Below are 11,057 nucleotides of genomic sequence, written 5' to 3' on the forward strand. Positions count from 1 at the left end.
GATTATCGGCGCTGCATGGCGACGATGGTCAGATCGTCGGGCGGTTGCCCCGGCAGCCGGTCATGAAAGCGGGAAAGAACCCCCTTGACCAGATCGCCGCCAGGGCCGATCTCGGCGCTCCAGGCCAGTAGCTCGTCCTCGGTCACGGCGACCTTGTCGTCGACCATGCTTTCCAGCAGGGCATCGCTATAGGCCAGCAAGGCGGCGCCGGGCTCCATCGAAAGAGTGATTTCGCCATAACTGGCATCGATGAAGGCGCCAAGCGGCGGCCCCGAGACAGGCAGAAAACGAGCGGCTCCATTGGCTTCGATCAGCACCGGCTGCGGCGTCAGTCCACCGGCGCAGGTCAGCGTGCCGCTCGCCGCATTCAGCTCGCAGGCCAGGGCGGCGGCGAACTGGCCGGGCGGCAACAACTGCTTCAATTCGTGATTAAGGAACTCCAGGAGCTCTCCGGGGCCGCGCAAGGCCCACGGCCGACGGGCCATCAGGGCATGCAGACGGACGGTGTTGAAGGCGGCGGCGACGCCATGGCCGGTGAAATCGGCCACAAGAAGGCCGAGATTGTTGTCATGGGTCTCGAACACGGTCCAGAAGTCGCCACCCAACTCGGACGAGGTCTCGATGATCCCGGTGACCCGGATCGCGCGACGCGCCTCGATGTCGGTCAGTTGGGACGGATGCGGATGGAGGGTCTCCTGGGTGTCGCGGGCCAGTTCCAATTCCTCGGTCATCCGGGACTGGTAGGCCTTCAGCCCGGTCACCAGGATACGGTTTTCCAGGTGAACGTTCAGGCGCGCCATGACCTCGGCCGCATTGATGGGCTTGGTGACCATGTCGGTGCCGCCCGCGGCAAAGCAATTGGTCCGGCTGTCTGGATTGTCGAAAGCGGTCACGAAGAGCACCGGCAATTCGTCGCGGCTGTACTCCATGCGCAGACGGCGGCACATCTCATAGCCGTCCATGACGGGCATCAGGACGTCCAGCAGCACGATATCCGGCTTGTCGCGGCGCACGGCTTCAAGCCCTTCGACACCGTTGAGCGCCGTCTCGATCCGCGTCACCCCGATGGATTGGACGATCGCGGACAGGACTTCTTGATTGCCGATATTGTCGTCGACAATAAGGACTCGCGCCTCGTCCAAGGTCATGGCGCGGCACCGGGAAAGCGAATCAAGCTACAGCGGCCACTTTCCTCCACGATCAGCTCCGCCGCCTCGGCGATGATGGCAAGGCCGTGCTGGCGCGGCTGGGCATCTTCGCTGGGGTCGATGAAGCGGCAGAATTCGTAACCGGCGCCCTGATCGCGGACCGAGATTTCCAAGTCGGCATCCGATCGCGCCGCTGAAATTTCCAGGCGGCGTCCCTGCCGTATCGGGTCGGCCAGCGCCTGATCAAGCATCCGGCAATAGTCGTCGAATCCCTCCATCCCCATCTTGGGACTTGGAACCGCGAGGTTGCCGTGAACCAGGGCATTGGCGACCAGTTCATGAATTGCCCGCTCCAATCCGGGGGCGTGATCGTCCAGGCTTGAAAAGCGTCTCCGCACGGCCTTGGAAAAGATCAACGCCACCTCGCATTGATAGGCGGTGGCGGTGCTCAGGACGAGGCCAAAACCGCCCAAGCTCAAATGCCGGAGAAAATGCCGTCCCGGCGCAACGGGGGCGATGTCGTCGAGTTCAATGCCGCCCGCCGCCGGTTCTTCCAGACAGGCGGCCAGGGAATCCGGTCCGAAGTGACGGGCCGCCGTCATAGTCCTGGCGCCGCCAGAAAGGCTCCAACCGCAACATCGTGCGAGTTGTTCCAGTTCTAGAGGTGGGATTTTGTCGGAGACGACCTGAATCATTATTGCCACATGACTTATGTCTCGGTCGATTTTGACGCAAAGCTGTGACATATGAAATGGGTAAGTCCGGGGCAGCGAGACGAAAAGGGTATTGGTATGGATTATGCGTTCAATTCCGAGGGCAACGGCCTTGTGGTTCTGGTCGAAGGTCGGATGACCCATGCCGATTACAAGGGATTTCGCGACATTCTGGCGCGCATCAACCAAGACAAACCCGCCACTGTCAAATTCGATCTGAGCAAGGTGTCCTTCGTCGATTCATCGGCACTCGGCATGCTGCTGATCGTGCGTGATGCCGCGGTCGAGGCCCAGCGCCAAGTCATCCTGAAAGGCGCGGCGGGACAGGTGGAAACCTTGATTCAAGTCGGCAAACTTCATAAATATTTTGCCATTGAATAGTTGTTCGCCATGGGTTTGGATAATTTTTCACTGTCGCAGTAGGTAGGATATGCCCGAACAGGCCGAGACGTCCGGCAAGGACCGCCGCCGCTATCCGCGCTTTCACGGTAGCGGGCTGATGGTCAATATCGGCGGCAAGCTGGTGAAGGTCGCAGGCATATCCGCTGGCGGCATGAAGCTGGAATCTGGCTTCAAGGTGGCCGATGGCCCCATGCGCTTCACCCTTTACCCATCCAAGGACGGGAAGGTCGATATTAATCATGGCGTCGGTGGACTCTGCGTCCTTGTCCGATACGAGGGCGAGTTCATCGCCATGCGCTTTGACCCCGCCACCTATCCCCTGATCAAGTTTGCCGCCGAGTGCACCATCCCTGATTCCGATTAGGCCGCCCCGGCAAAGTCTGCCGCCTCGGGCAGGCAGCAAGGGGCAAAGCGGCAGTTGCTGCCCAGCCGAGGCGCGAACATCTCATTGAAAAACAACACGTTTTAATCTGGCCTGACGCTTGCATCGTGTCTTGGCGGATCAGTGTCCGTCGTGGATGGAGGCGACGATGTTATTTGGTGCTTTCGGCAATGCAAGTCTGGCGATGCAGACCATGGACCATGCGATGGGAACCATTTCCCAGAACATTGCCAACATCAACACGACCGGCTACAAGCGCAAGGACACCGAATTCAAGACGGTGATGTCCGAATCCCACTCGTCGCCCGGAACAACCCAGAACAGCCCCACCGCGTCGACCGCGACCACCGGCCTCGACATCTTCGGCGTGCGCGCGGTCGACCGCTATATGATCACTCAGCAAGGCACCATCGCGTCGACCAACAACTGGACGGATCTTGGCATCAACGGACGCGGCTTCTTCGTGGTAACCGCGCCGGATACGTCCGGACAGCCGCAAGCCACTCTGTCGGAAAGCGACGCCCGCGGCACCCTGTATACCCGCGAAGGCAACTTCGTTCAGCAGGCGATCGGAACCAAGAGCTACTTCACCACGGCCGGGGGACAATTCCTGATGGGCTGGATGGCCGACGCGCAGGGAAATATTCCAGGCGTGGCGACCACCGCGTCGTCGCCGGTAACCAGTTCAAGCGGCACGACGTCCAGTGCATCCACCGGCAAGCCCTCCATGACGCCCATCTACACCCTGCCGGGACAGACCATCCCCGGCGTCGCCACCACCGCCATTCAGACGGTGATGAATCTTCCGGCCGACGCCGCCATGACCGCCAGTCCGCAAAGCTTCGTCAATACCAGCATCATCACCGACGGCACCGGCGCCGCCCAGGACTTGACCATGACCTGGACAAGGGTGGACGGCGACAATTGGACGGTGGACTTCTCGCTGCCGACCGGGCCAGCCTCGGGCAGCGTCGGAACCATCACATCCCCATCGACCACGGTCGGCGCGACCACCTTGCCGCGCATGAATGTGACCATGGATCGCTTCGGCAATATCACCTCGCCCAGCACCTCGGCCTCGGGGACCGGCTTTGCCGATTTGTCCATCGCGTGGTCGGCGGGCGCCACCCCCACGACCACGGCCGCCGTCGATCTCAATACCCAGAAGCCGAGCCTCCATGAAGTTCCCATCACCTTGACCGTCTACGACAACGCCTTTAATCCGGAAAACCTCATGGTCGGATTCGAGCGGACTTCCAGCGGCCAGTGGTATATGCGCATCAAGAATCCCACCGCCAACGGTTCGGTGACCGCGCTCAGCGAGACCGGTGGAACGACCACCACGACAACCACGACGACCAGTTCCACCATTCCCGGGTCGGTGCCGATCACCTTCGACGGCTCGGGCAAGATCATCACGCCAAGCACCATCAATTTAGGCTTCGCCTGGACTCCCAGCGTCGCGGCGACCACGCCCGCCACGGTGGCGGTGCCGACCGTGCTTCAGCCCTATACCTCGGCATTGCAGGCGGCAGCCCAGGGCGTGACGGCGCCCGGCATGCCCGCGACGGCGGCGCAGTTGACCACCTATCAGACCTCGCTCGATACCGCCATCGGCGCGGTTGCCATCGCCGCCCCCGCCACGGCGGCCGATCTGACCGCCTATTCAGCATCGATCTACACTGCCTTCGCCACCGCCAACACCACCACCGCGACGGCCGCGTCCACCGCGGCCAGCAAGGCGGGCACCAACACCATCGCCCTCGACGTCTCCAAGCTGACCCAGTATGTGGGCAGCAAGGCCACCGCCATCGACATCAAGAGCAACGATCAGGACGGCTATGCCTCCGGCGTCATGGACGGCACCGAATTCATCAAGACCGGCGAACTGATCGGCCATTTCAGCAATGGCCGCACCCGGACCCTGGCCATGGTTCCGGTGGCGACCTTTGTCGCCGCCGACAATCTCGACGCCATCTCGGGGACTTTGTTTCGTCGTACTCAGCAGGCGGGCGACATGACCATCGACTCCATTGGAGCGCAGGGCAGCGGGGCGCAGATCGTCGCCTCGGCGGTGGAGACCTCCAACGTGGATCTCGCCGACGAGTTTACCCGCATGATCATTACCCAGAAGGCCTATTCCATGAACGCCACGGTGTTCAAGACCGCCGACGAGATGTCGACCACCGCCCGCGATCTGATGAAATAGCGCTTCGCTACCGCGTCCAGGCTTTCAGCCTTTTGGCCGCCTCGGCCATGTCGGCGGCCGAGCCCGCATAGGAAAAGCGCAGGCTGCGCCCCCCCTCGAAAGGATCGAAGTCGATTCCCGGCGTCGCCGCCACGCCGGTTTCCGCCAGCATGCGGCGGCAGAAGTCGCGGCTGTCATTGGTCAGCTCGGAGACATCGGCATACAGATAAAAAGCCCCGTCCGACGGCGCCATGCGGGAAAATCCCGCCCCCGGCAATTCATTGAGCAGAATATCGCGATTGGCCCGATAGGCCGCGACGCGGGCATCCAGCTCCTCGCCGCAATCGAACACCACCTCGGCCGCCAATTGCGACAGGGTCGGCGGCGAGATGAACAGATTCTGCTGGAGGCATTCCACCGACCGGGCAAGGTCGTCGGGCAGCACCATCCAGCCCAAACGCCAGCCGGTCATGGCGTAGTATTTGGAGAAGCTGTTGACGACCACGGCATGGGGCGCAGCCCCCGCCCCTGCCCCTGCCCCTGCCCCTGCCCCCGCCCCTGCCCCCGCCCCCGCCCCTGCCAGCGTCGCCGCCCGGGCGCCGAAGGTGATGCCGTGATAGATCTCGTCGGAGATCAGGCGGATGCCGCGTCCCTCGCACCATGCCCCCAGTGCCGCAACCTCGCGGGCGTCCAACATGCTGCCGGTCGGGTTGGAAGGACTTGCCACCACCGCCCCGTCAAGCCGCCCTTCCACCTTGGACAGGGCGTCGGCCGACAATTGCCAGCGGCTGGTTGGACCCACCGGAATATTGACGCACTCGATGTTCAGGGCCTTCAGGATATTACGATAGGCGGGATAGCCGGGCGCGGCCACCGCCACCCGGTCGCCGGGTTCGAAGGCGGCCAGGAAGGACAACAAAAACCCCGCCGACGACCCGGTGGTGACGCAAATGCGCTCGGGCGGCACTTGGGCGCCGTAGGTTTCGGCGTAGTGGCGGCTGATACGGGCGCGCAGCGCCTCGGTTCCCATGGCCAGGGTATAGCCCAGCGGCTGGTCGGCCAAGGCGCAGGCGGCGGCTTCGCGCACCCGTGCCGGTGCCTGACCGGACGGCTGGCCCACTTCCAGATGGATGACGTCGCCGCCCTCGGCTTGACGCCTGGCGGCGTCGCGCATGACATCCATGACGATGAAGGGGGAAATGGCCCCCCGCTCGGCGGCCTTGAACGCCATTACCTCAGGCCCACCGCCGTCGCCATGCCGAAGCCGCGCGGATCGGTGGCCGCCTCGCAGCTTTCGGAATTCTTATAGCCGCCAGGGCAGTACAAGGCCTCTACCCGGCTTGGCATGGTCACCGGGCTGATCTGATGCCCGCGCTGTTGCAGCGAGGTGGGGTCCAGGGCATGGGGCGCGCCTTCCACGAACACCGCGTCGGGCGCGCCGGGATGGACCAGGCGGGGCGCCGAGATGGCCTCGCCCAACGGTTTGTCGTCGGCAGCCGCGCCCAGGAAGGTCAAGGCCAGCGCCGCCGGAGCGGTGCCGCCCCCCGATGCCGCCCCGACGAAATGAACTTCGTTGGCGTTGTGGTTGACGGTCACCATGGTGGTGATGGCGGGCGGCCCGTTGGGGCCTGGGGTTCCGGCCAGGACGATGCCGGTGCCCGGCGCCACCCGCCCCACGCCGAACAAGCCGTAGGTCGTGACGCCGCATGCCACCGCCGAGCCCTGGCCATCCATGGCCACGAAGCCGGTCGCCAGCGGATAGTCGGAAGGCGGCCCGCTGATGCCGGGCGCCGGGACGTGACGCTCCGGATTGTAATCGGCCAGCAGGGCCTTCAGATGGGCCTCGGAGATCAGCGCCGAGCCCTCTTCGTTGCTCCAGCCGCTGGGTCGCATCCAGCGGGCGCGGTCGGCGAAGACCCGCGCCGAGAGCTCGGCCAGCAGATGGCTTCGCTCCACCGGGGCGGTATCGGACCAGCGAGGCCACAAGGCCCCCACCAACTGGGCGGCAACCGTGCTGCCCACCGAGGGCGGCGGCGCGAAATAGGCGGTCTCGTTGCCGAGCTTCAGCGTCAGGGCGTCGCGCCAGGTGGGCCGGATGTCGCGCAGGTCTTCCAGCGTCAGGGTGCCGCCGACGCTCTGGACCGACTTGATCAGCTCGCGGGCTCCGATTCCCACGTAGAAGTCACCGGTGTTGCGCCGTAGGTTGGCGATGATCGATGCCAGATGGGGCTGAGTGATGACGTCGCCTTCGCGCAGCACACTGCCGTCGGGGCGAAAGAAGATGGCGCGGGCGGCCATATCGCGGCCCAGAATGGGAACCGCCCTGGCCAGATCATTGGCCAGGGCGCGGGTCACCGGAACGCCGGTGCGCGCCAAGCGCTCGGGCTCGACCAAAAGGCTTTCAAAGCGCAGCTTGCCGTATTTGGCGTGCAAAGCGAAGAAGCCGCGCGGATTGGCGGGGACCGCCGTGGCCACGGCGCCGCCCGAGACAGAGCCGATGGCGGGAAATTCCATCACTTCCGTCTTTTTTCTGACAGGATCGTGTACTATGCAGGAACCGCCGCCGCCCAGGCTGGCGGCGGACGGATAGGTGACGGCCAGGGTGAAGTACATGGCGGTGGCCGCGTCGGCGGCGGTTCCTCCGGCGGAGAGCACGTCGCGCCCCACCACCATGGCGCGGGGCTCATCGGCCGCCACCATGCCTGCGAAGCCCTTGACGTAGCCGACGGTTCCGACCGCCCGCTTGTCGACGGCGTCGCAGGCGCCCAGGGCGAGCAGCGCCGCCAGTACCGCGACAGGTCGGCCGAGGCCAAGGCTTGCGCGCAACGTTTTGACCGACGGGGATTGATCCTTGTTCACGCGTATCTTCCTTCTGGTGACCATCGTGCTTGCCCTGTCGGGCGTTCCCGCCCTTGCGCAGCAGCAGCAAAAGCTCCGCTTCATTCGCGACGCGGAAGTGGAAAATACCATCCGCGTCTTCGGCGCGCCAATCTTTCAGGCGGCGGGTCTTGATCCCGCCGGAATTCGCATTCTGCTGCTCAACGATTCCACTCTCAACGCCTTCGTGGCGGGCGGCCAGAACATCTTCTTCCATACCGGACTGATCATCCGCTCGGAAAATCCCGGCCAGCTGATCGGCGTCATGGCCCACGAAACCGGCCATATCGCGGGCGGCCACCTGATTCGCAATTCCGACGCCATGAGCAACGCGTCCACCGAGGCGATCCTGGCCATGCTGCTAGGCGCGGCGGCGGGCGCGGTGACCAAGAAGGGCGAAGCGGCCGGCGGCATCATGATGGGCGGTCAGGAAATGGCCATGCGCAGCCTGCTGGCCTTTTCCCGCAGCCAGGAACAACAGGCCGACCAGATGGCCATGCGCTTCCTGGAGGACAGCCGCGAATCGCCCAAGGGTCTGCTGGAATTCTTCGAGATTCTTGGCGATCAGGAGATCCTGGTCTCGGCCCGCCAGGATCCCTATGTGCGCACCCACCCGCTGACCCGCGACCGCGTGTCCTTCGTGCGGGAACATGTGGCCAAATCCCCCTATGCCAATACCCCGTGGCCACCGGAATGGGTGGAGATGCATCGGCGCATCAAGGCCAAGCTGTTCGCCTTCATCGAACCGCCCGTCAAGACCTTCCAGCGCTACAAGGAGACCGACCAGAGCATCGAGGCCCGTTATGCCCGCGCCATCGCCAATTACCGCAAGCCCGATATCGAGACGGCGCTGACCCAGATCGACGCCCTGATCAAGGAACGCCCCAAGGATCCCTATTTCTGGGAACTCAAGGGCCAGATGCTGTTCGAGAACGCCCGTGTCGCCGAATCCGTCGCGCCCTACAAGAAGGCGGTGCAATTGCTGCCCGACAGCGCCTTGCTGCGGATCGGCCTGGGATTGTCGCAGATCGAAAGCGAAGATCCCGCCCTGCTCAAGGACGCCGCCAACAACCTCGCCTATGCCGTCCGCCTGGAACCCGATGACCGTTTCGCTTGGCAACAACTGGCCATCGCCTATGGCCGCGACGACAACGAGGGCATGGCATCCTATGCCATGGCCGAATACCTGCTGCTCTCGGGCAAGCTGCCCGAAGCCAATTACCACGCCAACAAGGCGGAACAATTGCTGGGCAAGGGCGGCGCCATCTGGCTGCGCATTCAAGACATCAAGGAGCAGGCCTCCCAGGTCAAGGCCGCCAAGGAGCGGGACCGTAAATGGTGGTAAGGCGCCCGTCCGACGTTTTTCCGTCCAGGGGGGGTTGACCAAGACAGCGATATTCCTCTATAAGCGCCTCCTCTTGACCAAGAGACGCCGTGCCCAGGTAGCTCAGTTGGTAGAGCATGCGACTGAAAATCGCAGTGTCGGTGGTTCGATTCCGCCCCTGGGCACCATCTAATTCCGAACGGCCTGAAACTATTATGGTTTCAGGCCGTTTTTGTCCCACCGGCGGAATCGGAGGATGAAAGTGGGACACTTTCGTCCGTGTTCCGTTCCGGGACTAGCAGGTGCATCGCTGACGCGGCCAAGCGCTTCCGGTTCGCTTTCCGGGTATAGAGCGCCGCCTGTTTAGGGCTCTCCCAGCCATAGATCGCCATCAACTGATGTTCGGTTGCGCCGTTCTCGGCTGCGGCTGTCGCCCCCGCTTTACGCAATCCGTGTGCCGAGCAATGGGGCAGTCCTGCCTCGTTACAGCGCTTGCGGAACCAATTGCCGAATCCGTTTGCGGTGAAGGGCTTTCCGAACTCGGTGACGAGGTAGGCAAGATGTCCGGATGGCGAGGAGTCGAGGATGGCTCTGAGCTGCGGCAGGATCGGCAACTCGCGCTGCTTCGCCAAGTGCTTTAGCCCCTTCGCTTCGGTCCAAATGATCTTACTGCCACGCTCCATCTGGGGCCCCAGACGAACTACGTCCGAGCGGCGCACACCTGTATACAGCAGCAGCGCCAGTGCCAGACGGGCCTTGCCGCCAACCGGGTGGTGTTGTTCGAATTGGATGACCTCATCCAGGCTCCAGGTATGAAAGCCTTCACTCCCGCTTTTTATATAAGGGACGTCCCTGGCTGGATTGGACTGGATATGACCGATCTGAGCTTCAAGGGCCCAACCAAACACCTGGCGCAGAGCCTTCACGATGGCATTAGCTGCCTCGGGCCTATCGGCACGCTCGTCGCGTAATGCGCGGACGTGGCGAGCCTCCATGCGGGCCACTGGCTTTTGACCGTGCGGAATGCCGCCGGGCTTACTTGTGTCTCTGCATAGGCGATCAAGAATGCCGCGCCGGACATGGCGAGTCTTTTCATCCAGCCGTTTGAACTCGGCACAGGTGTAATATTTCTCGATGAGCCAACGGAGCGAACCCTGGGCAGACGGTCCCGGTCCCAGCTCTTCCTTTTTTGGCTCGCCCTCAAGTTCAGCGATGGCTGCGCGGTATTCGACCAAAAATTCCGGCGAGCCAATTTCGGTTTTCAGGCGCTTCTTGCGGCCATGCCGACGGACATAGATACGGACATTACCGTGCCTATCAGTGTCCTCGACGATGTATTTCAGCCGCAGCCTCATGGTCTCCCTAACACATGTCATCGTCCCAGGGGTTCTGGTCGTCGCCGGACAAATCTAACGATTGGTGCTTCCAGCGTCCGAGCCATTTCGAGGCGCTCGCTTCGGGCCATAAGGAGACGTTGGAGCCTTACATGGCAGGGCTCTTTCTGCTAAAAGTAATGCTGCACGGGCCGATTGCTGGAGCAGACCCGCCCCATTTTCCGCACTGCGGGAAATGTATGTTGTTCGCTGAAACTGCGTTCCTCCCACCGGAAATATTTGATCGGAGCTAAGATGGCCACAACATTTGACGACCTAGAAGTCGAAGTTGAACCGGAGGACGACACCGTAACCGTCACATATGATATTGCTACATATCCATCTGATTTCACATTATCTGGAATTGCCCAAATGTGGAAAGATGGAGATATTGAAATTCCAGATTTTCAGCGTGAGTTTGTCTGGACAATTCGCCAGTCGTCTTTATTGATTGATTCTTTTCTCTGCGGATTGCCAGTTCCTCCAGTGTTCTTCTATGTTGACGAGGAAAACAAGAATCTTGTCATAGATGGTGACCTGCCGTGGAACTTTCATCCAGCCATGGGTAGAGTCCCGACTAAAGTTACGCCGTCTGGCGCGGGTTGAGCAATGGGGCCGGGCTCGGAGCCCCGGAGGGGCTTCGATTTCGG

10 protein-coding genes and 1 tRNA gene are annotated in these 11,057 nt (G+C 62.5%); 6 read left to right on the top strand and 5 right to left on the bottom strand.

Annotated elements, in window-relative coordinates:
* Positions 1–2: 2 nt before the first annotated feature.
* Both CU669_RS17750 and CU669_RS17755 read right to left on the bottom strand, forming a co-directional pair.
* Positions 3–1,148: a PP2C family protein-serine/threonine phosphatase gene (locus CU669_RS17750; protein ID WP_112146934.1), complete on the bottom strand. Its 1,146-nt coding sequence runs from the start codon at positions 1,146–1,148 to the stop codon at positions 3–5.
* A complete protein-coding gene (locus CU669_RS17755; protein ID WP_161539713.1) occupies positions 1,145–1,750 on the bottom strand; it encodes an ATP-binding protein in 606 nt (201 codons plus the stop codon). Before CU669_RS17755 ends, CU669_RS17750 begins: the two co-directional genes overlap by 4 nt.
* Before the next feature lie 144 nt (positions 1,751–1,894).
* Between CU669_RS17755 and CU669_RS17760 the strand changes: the two genes are divergently transcribed.
* The 3 genes from CU669_RS17760 to CU669_RS21460 all read left to right on the top strand — a co-directional run bounded on the left by CU669_RS17760 (position 1,895) and on the right by CU669_RS21460 (position 4,854).
* Positions 1,895–2,242 carry an STAS domain-containing protein gene (locus CU669_RS17760; RefSeq protein ID WP_112146936.1) on the top strand — a complete coding sequence of 116 codons (348 nt, stop codon included), beginning with the start codon at positions 1,895–1,897 and terminating at the stop codon, positions 2,240–2,242.
* Positions 2,243–2,291: 49 nt separating this feature from the next.
* Positions 2,292–2,627, top strand: coding sequence for a PilZ domain-containing protein (locus tag CU669_RS17765; protein ID WP_112146937.1), 336 nt, complete (start codon positions 2,292–2,294; stop codon positions 2,625–2,627).
* Positions 2,628–2,793: 166 nt separating this feature from the next.
* Complete coding sequence (locus CU669_RS21460; RefSeq protein WP_161539714.1) at positions 2,794–4,854, top strand: flagellar hook-basal body complex protein; 2,061 nt, start codon at positions 2,794–2,796, stop codon at positions 4,852–4,854.
* Between the two features lie 7 nt (positions 4,855–4,861).
* Here CU669_RS21460 and CU669_RS17775 read toward each other — a convergent pair whose 3' ends face one another.
* Both CU669_RS17775 and CU669_RS17780 read right to left on the bottom strand, forming a co-directional pair.
* Positions 4,862–6,064: a pyridoxal phosphate-dependent aminotransferase gene (locus CU669_RS17775; protein WP_112146938.1), complete on the bottom strand. Its 1,203-nt coding sequence runs from the start codon at positions 6,062–6,064 to the stop codon at positions 4,862–4,864.
* Complete coding sequence (locus CU669_RS17780) at positions 6,064–7,692, bottom strand: gamma-glutamyltransferase (RefSeq protein WP_239988770.1); 1,629 nt, start codon at positions 7,690–7,692, stop codon at positions 6,064–6,066. The genes CU669_RS17775 and CU669_RS17780 overlap by 1 nt, the downstream gene beginning before the upstream one ends.
* Here CU669_RS17780 and CU669_RS17785 point away from each other — a divergent pair.
* A complete protein-coding gene (locus tag CU669_RS17785) occupies positions 7,685–9,055 on the top strand; it encodes a M48 family metalloprotease (RefSeq protein WP_112146940.1) in 1,371 nt (456 codons plus the stop codon). The genes CU669_RS17780 and CU669_RS17785 overlap by 8 nt on opposite strands.
* A 91-nt stretch (positions 9,056–9,146) precedes the next feature.
* Positions 9,147–9,222, top strand: a tRNA-Phe gene (locus tag CU669_RS17790).
* Between the two features lie 33 nt (positions 9,223–9,255).
* Here CU669_RS17790 and CU669_RS17795 read toward each other — a convergent pair.
* Positions 9,256–10,389 (bottom strand): tyrosine-type recombinase/integrase, encoded by a 1,134-nt coding sequence (locus CU669_RS17795; RefSeq protein ID WP_205119495.1) that lies wholly within the window; start codon positions 10,387–10,389, stop codon positions 9,256–9,258.
* A gap of 273 nt (positions 10,390–10,662) precedes the next feature.
* Here CU669_RS17795 and CU669_RS17800 point away from each other — a divergent pair, with 273 nt between their 5' ends.
* Positions 10,663–11,013 carry a DUF262 domain-containing protein gene (locus CU669_RS17800; protein ID WP_205119497.1) on the top strand — a complete coding sequence of 117 codons (351 nt, stop codon included), beginning with the start codon at positions 10,663–10,665 and terminating at the stop codon, positions 11,011–11,013.
* The last annotated feature ends 44 nt before the right edge of the window (positions 11,014–11,057 follow it).

Origin of the sequence: Paramagnetospirillum kuznetsovii, from assembly GCF_003284725.1 — a bacterium.
GTDB classification, from domain to species: domain Bacteria; phylum Pseudomonadota; class Alphaproteobacteria; order Rhodospirillales; family Magnetospirillaceae; genus Phaeospirillum; species Phaeospirillum kuznetsovii.